Below are 16,153 nucleotides of genomic sequence, written 5' to 3'. Positions count from 1 at the left end.
AATTGGGCCGCGTTTCGGGCACGTTAACCGAGCTGTGATCCACCGGTTGTGGTGTTCTCGTCCCCCATGCTCATCAGTGCCCGCAGACCGTCCCGGAGGACCTCGACCGGGGTGGGGCCGAAGAGGGACTGCTGGGCGATGAATCCGAGCACGGCGGCGATCATCGTGCGGGCCACATGGTCCGGTTCGATGTCCGGCCGCATCATCCCGGTCTGCTGGTAGTCCTCGACGATCTTCGCCCAGGCTGCGCGGACGGACCCGTAGCCCTCCCGCAGGACGGCCGCCAGTTCCTCGTTGCGCAGCGTCTCCGGCCACACCTGGATGACGAGGCTCGGGAACGCGGGCTTGCCGTCGACGCGCAGGGACTCGCGGGCGGCGAGCACCGTGCCGAGGACGGTCGCGACGAGTTCGTCCGGCGGTGGGGGCGGGCTCTGCCGCAGCGCCTCCTCGAAGGCGGCGCGGACAGAGCCGAGCACCTCGCCGACGATCGCCGCGATCAGCTCCTCCTTGCCACTGAAGTAGCGGTAGACGGCACCGGCGGAGAGGCCGACCTCCTTCAGCACGTCCTGCATGGACGTGGCGTGGAAGCCGTTGCGGGCGAAGCAGAGCGCGGCGCCGTCGAGGATCTGCCGGCGGCGGGCATCGAGGTGTTCCTGGGACACGCGGGCCATGGTCCACAACGTAAAACGAATATTCATTCTTGACAAGCGACGGTGGGCGCCGCACGGTGGTGGCAACGCAAAAACGAACGATCCTTCTTTTTAATCGCCCGGCACCACCGTCTGCCGCTCCAGGAGATCCTCATGCCCGCCACCCAGACCCGCCGCCTGATAGCGGTCGTCGTCCTCGTGCCCGCGCTCGCGGCCCTGGCCCTGTGGGCCTTCGCCTGGCCGGCCGCCCGCACCGCGCCGCGCGACCTGCCGCTGGGCGTGGCGGGACCGCCCGCCGCGACAGCACAGCTGGAGAAGCGACTGGAGCAGCGTGAGGGCGCCTTCGAGATCCACCACTACGCCGACGAGGCCGCAGCCCGGGACGCCATCGAGGATCGGACCGTGTACGGCGCGATGGTCGTCACTCCGCAGGGTCCTGAACTGCTCACCGCGTCCGCCGCGGGGCCGGCCGTCGCCCAGTTCCTCCAACAGGCGGTGGCGCAGCAGGCCGCCGCCGAGGGCACGCAGGTCAGGACGGTCGACGTCGTGGCCACTCCGGCGAGCGATCCGCGCGGGGCCGCCTTCAACGCCGCCGTGCTGCCCCTCGCCCTGGCCGGCATCGCGGCGGGCGCGGTGGTCACCGTGCTGGGGCTGCGCGGTGTCCGGGCCGTGGCCGCGCTGCTCGGCGCGTCCGCACTGGTGGGCATGGCCGCGGCCGGGATCGCGCACAGCTGGCTCGGGGTGCTCACGGGCGACTGGTGGACGGAGGCCGCCGTGCTCGGACTGTCGGCACTGGCCGTCAGCGGCGCCGTCGCCGGCCTCGCCGCCCTGGTCGGCACCGCCGGCATCGGGATCGCCGGAGCCGTGGTGATGCTCCTCGGCAACCCCTTCTCCGGCGCCTCCTCGGCCCCGCAGATGCTGCCGGAGCCGGCCGGCGCGATCGGCCAGTGGCTGCCGCCCGGCGCGGGTACGACGCTGCTGCGCTCGGTGTCGTACTTCGACGGCGCGGCGGCGACCGGCCCCGCCCTGACCCTGACCTGGTGGGCGGCGCTGGGCCTGGGTGCCGTACTGCTCGGCAGCTCGCTCAGGGCACGGAAGACGGACGGTGAGCCCGCGTCCGACCGGCGGGAGCTGTCGGCCATCGGCTGACCACCGCCCCGCCGGGCAGCGTCACAGAAAGCGACCGTGCGTCCCCGCCGTAGCGGACGGGGATGCACGGTCTTTCATCAGGCCGGGCCGGCCCTCCGGTGCTCCGCCGCGATCCCGAACCGCTGCTGTTCGCGAGGAGCGGACGCGACCTCGCGGACCGTGGAGACCGCGCTGATCACCTGCTCCTCCGCGGGCTCCGCGAGCTCCTGGGTCTCGTCGAGTCGCCGCAGGTCATCGGCTGAGACGAGGGCGACGAGGGGCTTGCCGTGCCGCGTGACGACGACGCGCTCGCCGCCGTACACCACGCGGTTGATCAGGTCGGCGAGCTCAGCCCTGGCTTGCGTCACCGGAATCTCGTAGGCCATGCCCCCATCATAACGTCACGTACGTCCTGTACATTTTTTACAGAGACAGCTGTCGCTGGAGACGGCTCTGCCCGCGAGGAGGGGTTCACCATGACCCGACCGTCCGCCCGTCACGTGCTGCCCGAGTTCACCGAACGCACGTCGTCCGGGCAACGGACGATGGACCCGTACTCCAAGCTCCTGGAGGGACGGATCGTCTTCCTCGGGGCGCCGGTGGACGAGACCTCGGCGAACGACGTGATGGCCCAGTTCATGTACCTCGAGCACCAGGCCCCCGACCGCGACATCTCGCTCTACATCAACTCCCCGGGCGGCACCTTCCACGCCATGGCGGCCATCTACGACACGATGCAGTACGTCGCCTGTGACGTGGAGACGACCTGCCTGGGACAGGCCGGCGCGGCCGCCTCGGTGCTGCTGGCGGCGGGCACACCCGGCAAGCGGTCCGTGCTGCCGGACGCGCGTCTGGTGATCCATCAGCCCGCCCTGCCCGAGCCGGTCCGCGGACAGGCCAGCGATCTGGCGATCCAGGCCGACGAGTTGACGCGCATCCGGACCCGCATGGAGGAGATGCTCGCCCGGCACACGGGCCGCACCCGGGAGCAGGTGAGCGCGGACATCGAGCGCGACAAGGTCCTCACCGCCCAGGAGGCGTTGGAGTACGGCCTGGTGGACCGGATCGTCCCCAACCGCAAGGCCACCCTGGCCCCGCCGACCGGAGAGTGAGCCGCCGGTGCTCCCGCCCGAACTGCCGCCGCTGCCCGCACTGACACGCGCCGAGGCCGACTTGATCGACCGTTATCTGGAGGTCGTCGACCTGCTCGGCCGGATCAACCCGGCGCTGCCCGGCGACACCTACCGTGGACTGCGCGCCGCCCAGGCCCTGGTGGGCAGGGCGACCGCGCTGCGTGACGCGCTGACGCTGATGCACCAGCGGGGCGAGACGGAACTGCACGCCGCCACCCTCGGCCGGGCGCTGCGGGTGCTGGACGGCGAGCGGCGCACGGCCCGCCTCACTCTGCCCCCGGAGTCCGTCAGTTGACGCGGCCTCACCGGCCCGGACGCCCGCCCTGTCGACGGAGCGTCCGGGCCTGAGTCGAAACGGGCCGAACGACGTACCGCTGTTCGGAGTAGACGAGGGTCCTTTTTTCGGCCCCTCACAGTTGCGCAACGCGCGTGGCCGAGGGGCGGAATGGGACATTCCATCGCTGGTCCGGCGGCCAGTGGACCTGTGGACCGCGGCTCGAACACAGACGTGTCCACCCGAACGGGTGAGTGGTGAGTAACAACACAAATCCCCGGTTCCGTTGGGATTTCGGGACAACCATGAGCCAAGATCCCGTCTGACGACAAGCCCCCGCCACAGCGGCGGGGCGGTCCGGGCGGACGCCGAGTCCTGCCGCCGCCCGGATGACCGGTCGACAGGATTGGATCGGCAGGAGTGGAGGACCCAAGCACGACGGGTCGCCGGGACGGTCACGCCATGACCGGGTCCGAGCAGCCCTTGGGGTGAAGCCGCGTCAGCGGCCGGGCAACTTCGCCAGCCCGAATCCGACAGGTCATCCTTCACAGGCGGCTGACGAAGGGTTGCGCATGACTGCGCTCAATCGTGTCCCGTCGCTCATGGTCCGGGCCGGTACGGCCTCGGCCCTCACCATCGCCGCCGTGGGCGGCTCGATCGTGGCTCCCGGCTTCTCCTCCGAGGCAGCGGCAGCAACACCGGCGACCAAGGCACTCCAGATAGCGGCCTCGAAGAAGGGATCGCCCTACAAGTACGGGGCCACCGGCCCGCACAGGTTCGACTGCTCGGGCCTGACGCTGTACTCGTTCAAGAAGGCGGGCAAGAAGCTCCCCCGCACGGCCGCCCAGCAGTACAACAAGACGCGCCACATCTCCGCCAAGAACCGCAAGGCGGGAGACCTGGTGTTCTTCCACTCGGGCAGCAACGTGTACCACGTCGGTATCTACGCGGGTAAAAACAAACTCTGGCACGCCCCCAAGAGCGGGGACGTGGTGCGGCTGCAGAAGATCTGGACCAAGAGCGTCTGGTACGGGCGCGTGAAGTGATCCGCCCGGCGTGCGGCGGCGCCCCTGACGCGCCGCCGCACGCCGGAGCGTGACACGGCCTCAAGTGGTTACCCGTCCTCCATGGCCGAGCACCGTCCCTGCACCGCACGCGGCGAGACCCCGCTGCAACGCGCCGACCGGAACTTCGTCGAGCTGCTCCAGGAGCTCCGGGTCACCCAGACGGGCGTACAGATCCTCTTCGCGTTCCTGTTGTCGCTCGCGTTCACCTCGCGCTTCGCGTCCCTCGACACGGCCCAGCGCGTCACCTACGTCATCACGCTGCTGCTGGCGGTCCTGGCCGCGGCCCTGTTCACCGCGCCGGCCGCGCTGCACCGTTCGCTCTTCCAGCAAGGTGCCAAGCCGCGCATCGTGCAGGTCTCCTCACGACTGGCCACCACCGGCCTGATCGTGCTGGTGTTCGCTTTCAGCGGTTCGGTCCTGCTGGTGGTGGATGTGACGACCAGTCGGGCCGGCGGCATCGCCGCGGGCGTGGCGACGTTCCTGGTCTGCGTCGGCCTGTGGGGGCTGCTGCCCCGGCTGGTGCGGCGGGCGGGGCTGCGCCAGGAGACGCAGGGCGACCACGAACGGCCGGAAGCCGCCGCCGAGGAGCCGGCGTCCCGGGGCACCGTCGGGATCCCCGCGCCGCTGCGCGGCACCATCAGGCAGCCCTCAGGGGTTCGAGAAGGAGCAGCACGCCGAGAAGTGTCAGCGCGGCGCCGGTGACCCCCTCGACGGCCCGCGCGGCACGCGGCTCGCGCAGCCACCGCCCGAGCCGGTCCACCAGCAGCGCCACAGCCGGGAACCACAGCAGGGCGAGGACCACCACGATCAGCGCCAGCAGCAGCGTCCTGGGCAGCGCGGGAGTGCCCGCGGGCACGAACTGCGGCAGCAGGCTGAGGAAGGTGATGGGCGCCTTCGGGTTCAGGGCGTTCGTGACGAAGCCCTGTCGCAGGGGACGCGCGGCGGACGAGCCGGTCCCGGCGGCTTCGGCGGCCACGGCACGGGGCCGGCGCAGCGACCACAGCGTCCGCGCTCCCAGGTACAGGACATAGCCGCCGCCCAGCAGCTGGAGCGCGCGGAACAGCGCGGGCACGGCGGCCAGGACCGCGGCGACCCCCGCCACGGCCAGCGCGGTGTGCAGGAGCAGCCCGCCCGCGATGCCGAGCGCGCAGGCGACGCCGGCCCGGCGGGAGACCAGGGCGTTGCGTACGACGACGGTGAAGTCGGCGCCCGGCATGGCGACCATGCCCGCCGCCACCCCGGTGAAGGCGATGAGTTGTGCGTCCATACGGTCAGCCTGCCGGGCCAGGGCCTTCAGCAGGTATTTCGAATATCCTGGGTGGGCCTTAAGCACTGCTTTGGTCTGTGGAGGTCAGTGGCATGTACGACCCGACCCGGCTCGCGGCGCTGGTCGCCGTCGCGGAGGCCGGGTCCATCACCCGGGCCGCCGAGCGCCTCGGCTACACCCCGCCCGCGCTCTCCCAGCAGCTGGCGAAATTGGAGCGGGAGACGGGCTCGGCGTTGCTGGTCCGGCATCACCGCGGGGCGCGGCTGACGGGCGCGGGCGAGCTGCTGGTGGCACGGGCCCGGCGCGTCCTCGACGAGTTGGAGCAGGCCCGCCACGAACTGGCCCGACTGGCCGGGCTGTCGGGCGGCGTGCTGCGGCTCGGCACGTTCCAGACGGCGGGCATCCATCTGCTGCCGCCGGTGCTCAGCGCGTTCCGCCGGGCTCACCCGGATGTGGAGCTGTCCGTCGCCGACTACGAGCCGCCGGCCGGTGTCACGGCCGTGGCCGCCGGTGACATCGACCTGGCCCTGACGCACACGTACGAGCCCGCCGACACGCTGGCGCTGCCCGCCTCCGTCCGCCTGGAGCCGGTCCTGGTGGAGGAACTGGTTCTGGTGACCGCCCCGGGTCATGCCCTCGCCGACGGCACGTCCAGGCTTCCCCTGACGGAACTGGCGGGTCAGCCGCTGATCAGCATGGCGCCGGAGCATCCGTCCCGGCAGGGTGTGGAGGCGGCGCTGGCGAAGGCCGGGGCCAGTGCGTCGGTCCTGGTCTCGACACCCGGGTATGCACTGGTGTGCGCGCTGGTCAGCGCGGGTCTCGGGGTGGGTGTCGTACCGGAGATGGTGGCGCGGACGTCGGTCACGCCGGTCGGGGTGCGCCCGCTCGGGGCGGGCGAGCTGCGCCGTACGATCTCGGTCGCCTACCGGGGTGCGGAGGCGGCGCCTGCCGTGGAGGCCTTCCGGGCCTTGTTGCGCGGGGCGTTCGGCCGCGCGCGGCACACGTCACAGACGCGGTGAGATCACGGCTCCTGCTGTCCCGCCGCCGGCACGGGCTGGGCCGGGACGGTCCACGGGAGTTCGATCGAGATGGTCTTGCCGCCCTCGCGGGTGGGGCGGATCCGGAGCCTGCCGCCCCATTCCGCGGCCAGCCAGCGAATGATGACCAGGCCACGGCCGTTGTCCTGCTGGACGGCCGCGGGCAGGCGTCTGGGCAATCGTGGGTGGCTGTCCGTGACACCGATGCGCAGGTGCTCGTCGCGGTCGAGTGCGACGTCCACCGTGAAGGTGGGCGACTGTCCGAAGGTGTGCTGGACGGCGTTGGTGGCGAGTTCGGAGATGATGAGCCGGATGGCCTCGGACACTTCCGTGTCCGCCGGCAGGCCCCACTCCGCCAGCGTGCCCACGACGTAGGCGCGCGCGGCGGAGACCGAGGCGGGATCGCTCGGCAGAGTGACGGATGCTTCCAAATGGTCTGCCATGGCGACGTCGTCCCTTTCCCACGGGACCGCAGTCCGACACGGAGCGGAAGGTTCGAGTACGGTCCCGGACTGGTGCTTCGTCGCCAGAGTGCCACCAGAACACCCCTGAAGGGCGGCGATCCACCAAGATATGCATATATCTGTCGCTCAAAGCGGTGAACTCTGCGACGCGAGACCGTATTTGGGTGGCTCGGAAGGAGTAAGGAGTAGCCCATGCAGCACGGTCCCGCGGTGCGCCGGCGGAAACTGGGCGCCGAACTTCGCGCGCTGCGCACCTCGGCGGGGCTCACCAGTGGTGAGGCGGCCCGGCTGGTGGGCTGGCACCAGTCGAAGGTCAGCCGTATCGAGACGGGCACGAGCGGGGTGAAACCGGCCGATGTGCGGTTACTTCTCGACGCGTACGCCGTGGCGGACAGGCAACTGCGCGAGTTGCTCATGGTGTTGGCGGGGTCCGAGGACAGCGGCGGCCGGACCCACTGGTGGCACGCCTACCGCGGGGTGCTGCCGCCGACCTACCGGGACTTCATCAGCCTGGAGTCCCAGGCCGGCGCGATGCGCACGCTGGAGACCACGGTCGTCCCGGGGCTGCTCCAGACGCCCGAGTACGCCCGTGCGGTGACGAAGGCCGCGGTGGAGGGCCTGCCGGAGGACCGGCTCGACACGCTGGTCGAGGTGCGGCTGGCCCGGCAGGACGTGCTGCGGGCGGATCCGCCGCTGGAGCTGAGCGCCGTCCTGGACGAGGCGGTGCTGCGGCGGGAGGTGGGCGGGCCCGGGGTGATGGCCCGGCAACTGGAACGGCTGGTCGAGGCGGCGCGGCTGCCCCAAGTGCGGCTCCAGGTGCTGCCGTTCGCCGCCGGAGCGCACATCGGCGTCACGGGACCTTTTGTTATCTTCTCATTTTCGAGCACATCTGATCTGGATGTGGTTGTTCTCGACCACTTGACGAGTAGCCTCTACCTCGAACGGAAAGAAGACCTCCAGGCCTACACGGAGGCCTTCAACGCCCTTCAGATCCACGCCCTTTCGCCCGAGGACTCGTTGGATTTCATCGCCGGGACAGCCGCCGGCGCGTAAGGAGGCACCATGCGTGCACTGCCTCGTCACGTCCCCTCAAGCATCGAACTGCACGGTGTGCGGTGGTTGCGCAGCAGCTACAGCACCGGCGCGAACAACTGCGTCGAAACCGCCCGTCCGGCCGCACCGCCGTGGGCCGGACTGCTCGCCGTGCGCGACTCCAAGGACCCGGCCGGGCCCGCACTGCTCTTCTCACCGGGGAGCTGGGCGGAGTTCACGGCCGCGGTCGACCGCATCTGAGCCGTATCCCGACCACCGCTGATCAGTCCGTCGTCGAGCGACGCACGGCCGTGTCACGCCGACTCATGGCCGCGTCTCGCCGATCAGTCGTACAGCGCGTTCGATCTGTTCCCCGGTCAGGTCCGCGCGGGCGGTCAGCCTGAGCCGTGAGATGCCGTCGGGCACGGAAGGAGGACGGAAGCAGCCCACGGCCAGGCCCGCCGCGCGGCATTCGGCCGCCCAGCGCACGGCGTCCTCGGGAGAGGGCGCCCGCACCGAGACCACCGCGGCGTCCGGACGTACCGCTTCCAGACCCGCGGCGGTCAGGCGTGTGTACAACTCGCCCGCCACCGCACGGGCCCGTGCCGCGCGCTCCGGCTCGCGGCGCAGCAGCCGCAGTGCCGACAGGGCCGCCCCCGCCGCCGCGGGGGCGAGACCCGTGTCGAAGATGAACGTCCGTGCCGCGTTGACCAGGTGGTCGATCACCCGGGCCGGGCCGAGGACGGCTCCGCCCTGGCTGCCGAGCGACTTGGACAGCGTGACCGTCACGACGACGTCGTCGGCGCCCGCGAGCCCCGCCGCGTGCGGGGCGCCGCGGCCGCCGTCGCCGAGGACGCCCAGGCCGTGGGCGTCGTCCACCACCAGTCCGGCGCCGTGCTCCCGGCAGGCCTCGGCGAGCGCGGCGAGCGGGGCCGCGTCGCCGTCGACCGAGAAGACCGTGTCGGACACGGTGATCGCCGTGCCCTCGTGCGTGTGCAGCGCCTTGCGCACGGCCTCCGGCTCGGCGTGCGCCACCACCTGTGTGGTGCCGCGGGCCAGCCGGCAGCCGTCGATGAGCGAGGCGTGGTTGCCCGCGTCGGAGACGATGAGGGAGCCGTGCGGGGCCAGCGCGGTGACCGCCGCGAGGTTGGCCGCGTAGCCGGAGGAGAAGACGAGGGCCGCCTCGGCACCGCAGAAATCGGCCAGTTCCTGTTCGAGTTCGGCGTGCAGTTCGGTGCTGCCCGTGACGAGCCGGGAGCCGGTCGAGCCGCCGCCCCAGAGCCGTGCGGCCCGGGCCGCACCCTCGGTGACCTCGGGATGGTGGGCCAGTCCCAGGTAGTCGTTGCTCGCCAGGTCGAGGAGCGGCGAAACGGCCGGACGGGGGCGCAGAGTCCGTACGAGTCCGGCACGGCGGCGCAGCCGCGCCTGCTCGTCGATCCAGCCGAACGCCATGGGGGCTCCTCCGGGGAATTTGTAGGCAGTGCACAGACACTAGCGGGACCTCCAGCAGGTCACTGTGTGGCAATACCCACACCTCGAAGCGGCTCTGTTGTACGAACTCTCCTTGGCCGCGGGCGGCTCCGTACGACAGGATCGGCTCCCATGGACCTGCTGAACACGCTGGTGGACAAGGGGCTTCGGCGCGAGCTGCCGACCCGCGAAGAGGCGCTGGCCGTCCTCGCGACGTCCGACGACGACCTGCTCGATGTGGTGGCCGCGGCCGGGAAGGTGCGCCGGCACTGGTTCGGCCGGCGGGTGAAACTCAACTATCTCGTCAACCTGAAGTCCGGCCTGTGTCCCGAGGACTGCTCGTACTGTTCGCAGCGGCTCGGCTCCCAGGCCGGGATCCTCAAGTACACCTGGCTCAAACCCGACCAGGCCTCCGACGCGGCGGCGGCCGGGGTGGCCGGGGGCGCCAAGCGGGTGTGTCTGGTGGCCAGCGGGCGCGGCCCGACCGACCGGGACGTGGACCGGGTCTCCGAGACGATCAAGGCCATCAAGGAGAACAACGAGGGCGTCGAGGTGTGCGCCTGCCTCGGGCTGCTCTCCGACGGACAGGCCGAGCGGCTGCGCGAGGCGGGCGCGGACGCCTACAACCACAACCTCAACACGTCCGAGGCGACGTACGGGGACATCACCACCACGCACACGTACGCCGACCGCGTGGACACCGTCGAGAAGGCCCACGCGGCAGGGCTGTCCGCCTGCTCCGGGCTGATCGCCGGCATGGGCGAGTCGGACGAGGACCTGGTCGACGTCGTCTTCTCGCTGCGCGAGCTGGACCCGGACTCGGTTCCGGTCAACTTCCTGATCCCGTTCGAGGGCACCCCGCTCGGCAAGGAGTGGAACCTGACGCCGCAGCGCTGCCTGCGGATCCTGGCCATGACGCGGTTCGTGTGCCCGGACGTCGAGGTGCGGATCGCGGGCGGGCGCGAGGTCCATCTGCGCACGATGCAGCCGCTCGCCCTGCATCTGGCCAACTCGATCTTCCTCGGCGACTACCTCACCAGTGAGGGCCAGGCGGGCAAGGCTGACCTGGAGATGATCGCGGACGCCGGGTTCGAGGTGGAGGGCACCGACCAGGTGACGCTGCCGGAGCACCGCGCGGCCGGGGGCTGTCACGACGGCGGCGGAGGCTGCGGTTCCGAGGGCGGTGGAGTCTGCGGTTCCGCCGCCGCCCCGGAGGCCGCGGAGACCAGCACGGCAGCCGGGTCGCGGACGGCCGCCGATCCCCGGACCGACCTGGTCGCCGTCCGCCGCCGGGGCGCCGGAACGGATCTCGCGCCCAATGCCTGAACTGACGGTGCCCGAACTGCTGGAGCTCGACCGACGGCACGTTTGGCACCCGTACGGGCCGATGCCCGGCCGGCAGGAACCGCTCGTCGTGGAGTCGGCGAGCGGGGTCAGGCTGCGGCTCGCCGACGGCTCGGGAGAGCTGGTCGACGGCATGTCGTCCTGGTGGTCGGCGATCCACGGCTACAACCACCCGGTGCTCAACGAGGCGGCGCGCGGGCAACTGGAGCGGATGAGCCACGTGATGTTCGGCGGGCTCACCCACGAGCCCGCCGTACGGCTGGCGAAGCTCCTTGTCGACATGTCGCCCGAAGGTCTGGAGCATGTGTTCCTCGCCGACTCCGGGTCCGTGTCGGTCGAGGTCGCGGTCAAGATGTGCCTCCAGCACTGGCGCTCGCTGGGCCGCCCCCGCAAGCAACGGCTGCTGACCTGGCGCGGCGGATACCACGGCGACACCTGGCAGCCGATGTCGGTGTGCGATCCCGAGGGCGGGATGCACGAGCTGTGGACCGGGGTACTGCCCCGTCAGGTGTTCGTCGACCCGCCTCCGGTCGAGTACGAGGAGTCGTACGCCGAACTGCTGCGCGCGTCGATCGAGCGGCATGCCGACGAGCTGGCCGCGGTGATCGTGGAGCCGGTGGTGCAGGGCGCGGGCGGGATGCGGTTCCACTCCCCCGCCTATCTGCGGGTGCTGCGCGAGGCGTGCGACGCGCACGACGTGCTGCTGGTGTTCGACGAGATCGCGACCGGCTTCGGCCGTACGGGCGCGCTGTTCGCGGCGGAGCACGCGGCCGTGACGCCGGATGTGATGTGCGTGGGCAAGGCGCTGACCGGCGGCTATCTGACCATGGCGGCGACGCTGTGCACCTCGCGGGTGGCCGACGGCATCTCGCGCGGCGAGGTGCCGGTGCTGGCGCACGGCCCGACCTTCATGGGCAATCCGCTGGCGGCGGCGGTGGCCTGTGCCTCGATCGGGCTGCTGCTCGGCCAGGACTGGCGCACGGAGGTCAAGCGGATCGAGACGGGGCTGCGGGACGGGCTCGCGGCGGCCTCGGACGTGCCGGGCGTGAAGGACGTGCGGGTCCTCGGCGCCATCGGGGTGGTTCAGCTCGACCACGCGGTGGACATGAAGGCGGCCACGCAGGCGGCCCTGCGCGAGGGCGTGTGGCTGCGGCCGTTCCGCGATCTGATCTACACCATGCCGCCGTACGTGACGGGCGACGCGGACGTGGCACGGATCGCGCGGGCGGTGTGCGCGGCGGCGCGGGAGGGATGACATGTCGGTACTGGTGATCACGGGCACGGGCACGGAGGTCGGCAAGACGGTCGTGACCGCCGCGGTGGCCGCGACGGCGCTGGCGGCCGGCCGTTCGGTGGCCGTGCTGAAGGCCGCGCAGACGGGCGTACGGCCGGACGAGCCGGGGGACGCCGCCGAGGTCGCGCGGCTCGCGGGTGCCGTGACGACGGCGGAACTCGCCCGCTATCCCGAGCCGTTGGCGCCCGCCACGGCAGCCCGCCGGGCCGGTCGCGCCCCCGTGCACCCGCACGAGGTCGCGGAGGCCGCCGCGAAGCTGGCCACCGAGCACGACCTGGTGCTGGTCGAGGGCGCGGGCGGACTGCTCGTACGGTTCGATCCGGCGGGCGGCACCCTTGCGGACGCGGCCCGGCTGCTGTCGGCGCCGGTGCTGGTCGTGGCGTCGGCGGGGCTCGGCACCCTGAACACGACGGAGCTGACGGCGCGTGAACTCCGCTCCCGGGGGCTGGCCCTGGCGGGGATCGTGATCGGGAGCTGGCCCGCCGCGCCGGACCTCGCCTCGCGCTGCAATCTCGCGGATCTGCCGGACGTGGCCGGTGCACCGCTGCTGGGCTCCGTTCCCGAGGGGTCGGGGGCCCTCTCCCCCGCCGCCTTCCGGGCGGCCGCGCCGCAATGGCTGGCCCCGCGCCTGGACGGTACGTGGGACGCGGAGGCGTTCCAGGTGCGTCAGGCGCCCCCGGCGTTCTGAGAGTTCCGGCGAGCGGGCGGTGAAACCGGCGCGGATGTGATCGCGTGTTGGACTACGTACGTGATCACCTCCGAAGGGAACACCGTGCACACCACACCCCTACGCCCGTCCCGCCGCACGGCCCTCGCGCTGGGCGCCGCCGCCGCTCTCTCGCTGGGCGGCGGCACCGCCTCCGCCTCAACCGGCACGGGCGGCGTCACCGCACGGCTGCGGAAGCTGGAGCGGGAGCACACCGCCCGGCTCGGCGTGTACGCCCGCAATCTGCGCACGGGCCGGACGGTGGCGTACCGGGCCGACGAACGCTTCCCGATGGCCTCGGTGTTCAAGACGCTCGCCGCCGCGGCGGTCCTGCGCGACCTCGACCGCGACGGCGAGTTCCTGGCCCGGCGCATCCACTACACCCAGGATTACGTCACGAAGTCCGGCTACTCCCCCATCACCGAGGACCACGTCACGACCGGCATGACCGTCGGCGAACTGTGCGACGCCACCATTCGCTTCAGCGACAACACGGCGGGCAATCTGCTCCTGGAGGAGCTGGGCGGGCCGACCGCCATCACGCGCTTCGCCCGCTCCATCGGTGACGGTGTCACCCGGCTCGACCGGTGGGAGCCCGAACTCAACAGCGCGGAACCGTGGCGCACCACCGACACGACCACTCCGCGCGCGATCGGCCTGTCCTACGCCCGTCTCGTGCTCGGCGACGCGCTGGAGCCCCGGGACCGGGCACGGCTCACGGACTGGCTGCTGCGCAACACCACCAGCACCGAGAAGTTCCGTAAGGCCCTGCCCGCCGACTGGCTGATCGCCGACAAGACCGGCGGCGGACGGTACGGCGGCAACAACGACGTGGGCATCACCTGGCCGCCGGACGGGCCGCCGATCGTGATGTCCGTCCTGACCACCCAGCCGGAGGAGGACGCCCCGGCCGACAACCCGCTGGTGGCCAAGACGGCCGCGTTGCTGGCGGCGGAACTGCGGTGACCGGCAGGGGTGCGCCGGGCCCGCCCGGGGGACAATCGGGGTAAGGCCAGCCTCGTCAGGGAGGTCCCCATGCCGCTCCGCTCCGGCAAGGTGCCGCGGGATGCCGTGCACCATCCGCTGTTCGCCCGCTGTTACGCCCGGGTCAGCGTCACCGCCGAGACCCGGATGGGCGTGGGCCGGATGCGCGAGAGACTGCTCGCCGGGCTGTCCGGGCGGGTGATCGAGATCGGCGCGGGCAACGGGCTGAACTTCGCGCACTACCCGGGCACCGTCGCGGAGGTCGTGGCCATCGAGCCGGAGCGGCGGCTGCGGCAGCTGGCCGTGGAGGCCGCCCTGCGCGCTGAGGTGCCGGTGGACGTGGTGCCGGGTGCGGCCGAGGCGCTGCCGGTCAAGAGCGAGGGCTTCGACGCCGCCGTGGTGTCGCTGGTGCTGTGCAGCGTGCGGGACGTGCCCCGGGCGCTCGGGGAACTCCGGCGGGTACTGCGGCCGGGCGGTGAGGTGCGCTTCCTCGAGCACGGCCGGGGCGGCGGCCGTGCGATGACCTTCACGCAGCACGCGCTGGACCGGACGGTGTGGCCGCTGCTGAGCGGAGGCTGCCACCTGGCGCGGGAGCCGGTGCGGGCGCTGCGGGACGCCGGGTTCGAACTCGGCCCCTACCGGCAGGTGCTGCTGCCGGAGCAGGGGCCGGTGCTGCCCGGCTCGTACTGCGTGCTGGGCACGGCGTGGCGGCCGGTCAGTTCGTAGTCACCGCGTCACAGGCTCCACTGGCGCAGCTCCTGCTCGATGTCCCGCACGGACGCCTCGCCGCTCTTGACCAGCCTGGCGAGGTCGCGGACCTGCTCGGGTGAGGTGACGACCTTGGCGCCGCTGGCGACGAGGTACGCGTAGGCGACGGCGGAGGCGAACAGGGCGTTGGAGCGTTCCAGCGCGGGGACGTGGATCAGGAGCTGGAGGAGCGCGGCGGCGCGGGCGTGCGGGCTGTCGTAGACGGGGACGTCGAATATGGCGGCCTGGTGGCGTGCGACGGCGGCGACGAGGGCTCCCCAGTCGGTGACCTGGGGGTCTCCCGGGGTCTTCTGCTCGGCGAGCATCAGCAGCCAGGCGAGGTCGATCTCGAGGTTGTTCAAGGGTTCAGTGGCGACCTTCGCGCGTGCCTTCACGGTCCGGGCCGAACTCCTCGGCGAAGACGGACTCGTACTGCTTCATGAAGTCGGCGGCGGCCTCGACGAACGTGTGGCCCACCTCGCCGGTGTCCTGTCTGACCAGCTCCTCGATGTAGCGGTTGACGCTGATGCCGCGGGCCAGGGCGCGTTCGCGGGCGGCTCGGGCGGTGCCCTCGTCGACTCGCACGTTCAGCTGGGTCTTCGCCATACCTCGAAGCTAGCGCGGAGGCGCTAGCACCGGCAAGGGAGGAACTCCGACCCGAGGAGGATACGAGTGTGGGCCGCGTCACATTACCCTCGGGCAAGGTGACGGAATCCGGCGTCCACCACGAGGAGGCGGCCTTGTCCACACCTGCTGCGGAGCACGTCCCCGGCCTCGCGTCGGCCGACGGGATCGCGGCCCGCGCCCGCGGTCTGACCAAGGCGTACGGCTCGGGCGAGACGGCCGTGCTCGCACTCGACGCGGTGGACGTCGACATCGTCCGCGGCCGTTTTACCGCCGTGATGGGGCCGTCGGGCTCGGGAAAGTCCACGCTGATGCACTGCCTGGCGGGGCTCGACACCGTCTCGGCGGGCCAGGTGTGGCTCGGCGACACGGAGATCACGGGTCTGAAGGAGCGCGAGCTGACCCGCCTGCGCCGCGACCGGATCGGGTTCATGTTCCAGTCGTTCAACCTCATCCCGACGCTGAACGCGCTGGAGAACATCACCCTGCCCATGGACATCGCGGGCAAGAAGCCCGACGAGAAGTGGCTGGACCAGGTGATCGACACGCTGGGCCTGCGGGACCGGCTCGGGCACCGGCCGTCGCAGCTCTCCGGGGGCCAGCAGCAGCGCGTGGCCTGTGCGCGGGCGCTGGCCTCCCGGCCCGAGCTGATCTTCGCGGACGAGCCGACCGGAAACCTCGACTCGCGCGCCGGCCTGGAGGTGCTCGGCTTCCTGCGCGAGGCCGTGGACCAGCTCGGGCAGACCGTCGTCATGGTCACCCACGACCCGGGCGCCGCCGCCCACTCCGACCTGGTGCTCTTCCTCGGGGACGGCCGGCTCGTCGACGAGATGCGGCGGCCGACTGCGGAAAGCGTGCTGGAGCGGATGAAGCGGTTCGACGTGATCCGGACCCGTTTCGACGACGCACCGGCACCGTCCGAGGAGACCTGA

At 71.7% G+C, this 16,153-nt stretch carries 21 protein-coding genes and 1 riboswitch; of the genes, 14 read left to right on the top strand and 7 right to left on the bottom strand.

Going from position 1 to position 16,153, the window contains the following annotated elements:
- Positions 1-23 precede the first annotated feature (23 nt).
- Entirely contained in the window at positions 24-671 is a 648-nt protein-coding gene (locus tag ACH4G3_RS19385) for a TetR/AcrR family transcriptional regulator (RefSeq protein ID WP_397625641.1), read from the bottom strand.
- A 132-nt stretch (positions 672-803) separates the two neighbouring features.
- On the opposite strand from ACH4G3_RS19385, the gene ACH4G3_RS19380 reads away from it, so the two are divergent.
- Complete coding sequence (locus tag ACH4G3_RS19380; RefSeq protein WP_397625640.1) at positions 804-1,799, top strand: ABC transporter permease; 996 nt, start codon at positions 804-806, stop codon at positions 1,797-1,799.
- Positions 1,800-1,876: 77 nt separating this feature from the next.
- On the opposite strand, the gene ACH4G3_RS19375 is transcribed toward ACH4G3_RS19380, so the two are convergent.
- Positions 1,877-2,164, bottom strand: a complete 288-nt coding sequence (locus ACH4G3_RS19375; protein ID WP_397625639.1) for a type II toxin-antitoxin system Phd/YefM family antitoxin — start codon at positions 2,162-2,164, stop codon at positions 1,877-1,879.
- 90 nt (positions 2,165-2,254) lie between these two features.
- On the opposite strand from ACH4G3_RS19375, the gene ACH4G3_RS19370 reads away from it, so the two are divergent.
- The 4 genes from ACH4G3_RS19370 to ACH4G3_RS19355 all read left to right on the top strand — a co-directional run bounded on the left by ACH4G3_RS19370 (position 2,255) and on the right by ACH4G3_RS19355 (position 4,954).
- Positions 2,255-2,890: an ATP-dependent Clp protease proteolytic subunit gene (locus ACH4G3_RS19370; protein WP_397625638.1), complete on the top strand. Its 636-nt coding sequence runs from the start codon at positions 2,255-2,257 to the stop codon at positions 2,888-2,890.
- Between the two features lie 7 nt (positions 2,891-2,897).
- Positions 2,898-3,206, top strand: a complete 309-nt coding sequence (locus ACH4G3_RS19365; protein WP_397625637.1) for a hypothetical protein — start codon at positions 2,898-2,900, stop codon at positions 3,204-3,206.
- A gap of 367 nt (positions 3,207-3,573) precedes the next feature.
- Positions 3,574-3,754, top strand: a riboswitch (cyclic di-AMP (ydaO/yuaA leader).
- Between the two features lie 3 nt (positions 3,755-3,757).
- Complete coding sequence (locus tag ACH4G3_RS19360; RefSeq protein ID WP_397625636.1) at positions 3,758-4,231, top strand: C40 family peptidase; 474 nt, start codon at positions 3,758-3,760, stop codon at positions 4,229-4,231.
- A gap of 81 nt (positions 4,232-4,312) precedes the next feature.
- The gene (locus tag ACH4G3_RS19355; RefSeq protein ID WP_397625635.1) at positions 4,313-4,954 is read left to right on the top strand and encodes a DUF6328 family protein; all 642 of its coding nucleotides are present in this window, start codon (positions 4,313-4,315) and stop codon (positions 4,952-4,954) included.
- On the opposite strand, the gene ACH4G3_RS19350 is transcribed toward ACH4G3_RS19355, so the two are convergent.
- Complete coding sequence (locus tag ACH4G3_RS19350) at positions 4,890-5,519, bottom strand: LysE family translocator (protein WP_397625634.1); 630 nt, start codon at positions 5,517-5,519, stop codon at positions 4,890-4,892. The two genes, ACH4G3_RS19355 and ACH4G3_RS19350, sit on opposite strands and share 65 nt — an antisense overlap.
- A 92-nt stretch (positions 5,520-5,611) precedes the next feature.
- Between ACH4G3_RS19350 and ACH4G3_RS19345 the strand changes: the two genes are divergently transcribed.
- Entirely contained in the window at positions 5,612-6,538 is a 927-nt protein-coding gene (locus ACH4G3_RS19345) for a LysR family transcriptional regulator (protein WP_397625633.1), read from the top strand.
- Positions 6,539-6,540: 2 nt separating this feature from the next.
- On the opposite strand, the gene ACH4G3_RS19340 is transcribed toward ACH4G3_RS19345, so the two are convergent.
- Positions 6,541-6,999: an ATP-binding protein gene (locus ACH4G3_RS19340; RefSeq protein ID WP_397625632.1), complete on the bottom strand. Its 459-nt coding sequence runs from the start codon at positions 6,997-6,999 to the stop codon at positions 6,541-6,543.
- 213 nt (positions 7,000-7,212) lie between these two features.
- On the opposite strand from ACH4G3_RS19340, the gene ACH4G3_RS19335 reads away from it, so the two are divergent.
- Together ACH4G3_RS19335 and ACH4G3_RS19330 are read left to right on the top strand one after the other, a co-directional pair.
- Positions 7,213-8,073 carry a helix-turn-helix domain-containing protein gene (locus ACH4G3_RS19335; RefSeq protein ID WP_020270790.1) on the top strand — a complete coding sequence of 287 codons (861 nt, stop codon included), beginning with the start codon at positions 7,213-7,215 and terminating at the stop codon, positions 8,071-8,073.
- A gap of 9 nt (positions 8,074-8,082) precedes the next feature.
- A complete protein-coding gene (locus ACH4G3_RS19330; RefSeq protein ID WP_397625631.1) occupies positions 8,083-8,313 on the top strand; it encodes a DUF397 domain-containing protein in 231 nt (76 codons plus the stop codon).
- Positions 8,314-8,376: 63 nt separating this feature from the next.
- Here the strand turns inward: ACH4G3_RS19330 and ACH4G3_RS19325 are convergent, their stop codons facing one another.
- Positions 8,377-9,504 carry an 8-amino-7-oxononanoate synthase gene (locus ACH4G3_RS19325; protein WP_397625630.1) on the bottom strand — a complete coding sequence of 376 codons (1,128 nt, stop codon included), beginning with the start codon at positions 9,502-9,504 and terminating at the stop codon, positions 8,377-8,379.
- A 150-nt stretch (positions 9,505-9,654) separates the two neighbouring features.
- Between ACH4G3_RS19325 and bioB the strand changes: the two genes are divergently transcribed.
- From bioB to ACH4G3_RS19300, 5 genes are all read left to right on the top strand, one after another.
- A complete protein-coding gene (gene bioB / locus ACH4G3_RS19320; protein WP_397625629.1) occupies positions 9,655-10,848 on the top strand; it encodes a biotin synthase BioB in 1,194 nt (397 codons plus the stop codon).
- Entirely contained in the window at positions 10,841-12,121 is a 1,281-nt protein-coding gene (locus ACH4G3_RS19315; protein WP_397625628.1) for an adenosylmethionine--8-amino-7-oxononanoate transaminase, read from the top strand. Before bioB ends, ACH4G3_RS19315 begins: the two co-directional genes overlap by 8 nt.
- A 1-nt stretch (position 12,122) precedes the next feature.
- The gene (gene bioD / locus ACH4G3_RS19310; protein WP_397625627.1) at positions 12,123-12,848 is read left to right on the top strand and encodes a dethiobiotin synthase; all 726 of its coding nucleotides are present in this window, start codon (positions 12,123-12,125) and stop codon (positions 12,846-12,848) included.
- 60 nt (positions 12,849-12,908) lie between these two features.
- Positions 12,909-13,832 (top strand): class A beta-lactamase, encoded by a 924-nt coding sequence (gene bla / locus ACH4G3_RS19305; protein WP_397625626.1) that lies wholly within the window; start codon positions 12,909-12,911, stop codon positions 13,830-13,832.
- Positions 13,833-13,901: 69 nt separating this feature from the next.
- A complete protein-coding gene (locus ACH4G3_RS19300) occupies positions 13,902-14,576 on the top strand; it encodes a class I SAM-dependent methyltransferase (protein ID WP_397625625.1) in 675 nt (224 codons plus the stop codon).
- An 8-nt stretch (positions 14,577-14,584) separates the two neighbouring features.
- Here the strand turns inward: ACH4G3_RS19300 and ACH4G3_RS19295 are convergent, their stop codons facing one another.
- Both ACH4G3_RS19295 and ACH4G3_RS19290 read right to left on the bottom strand, forming a co-directional pair.
- Positions 14,585-14,959 (bottom strand): hypothetical protein, encoded by a 375-nt coding sequence (locus ACH4G3_RS19295; protein ID WP_010041116.1) that lies wholly within the window; start codon positions 14,957-14,959, stop codon positions 14,585-14,587.
- Positions 14,960-14,963: 4 nt separating this feature from the next.
- The gene (locus tag ACH4G3_RS19290) at positions 14,964-15,203 is read right to left on the bottom strand and encodes a toxin-antitoxin system HicB family antitoxin (RefSeq protein WP_397625624.1); all 240 of its coding nucleotides are present in this window, start codon (positions 15,201-15,203) and stop codon (positions 14,964-14,966) included.
- Between the two features lie 134 nt (positions 15,204-15,337).
- On the opposite strand from ACH4G3_RS19290, the gene ACH4G3_RS19285 reads away from it, so the two are divergent.
- Positions 15,338-16,153: an ABC transporter ATP-binding protein gene (locus tag ACH4G3_RS19285; protein ID WP_397626164.1), complete on the top strand. Its 816-nt coding sequence runs from the start codon at positions 15,338-15,340 to the stop codon at positions 16,151-16,153.

Source organism: Streptomyces afghaniensis, from assembly GCF_044327915.1.
Taxonomy (GTDB): domain Bacteria; phylum Actinomycetota; class Actinomycetes; order Streptomycetales; family Streptomycetaceae; genus Streptomyces; species Streptomyces afghaniensis.
The sequence above is the reverse complement of the archived record's forward strand: the minus strand, read 5'-3'. Positions and strand labels throughout refer to the sequence as shown.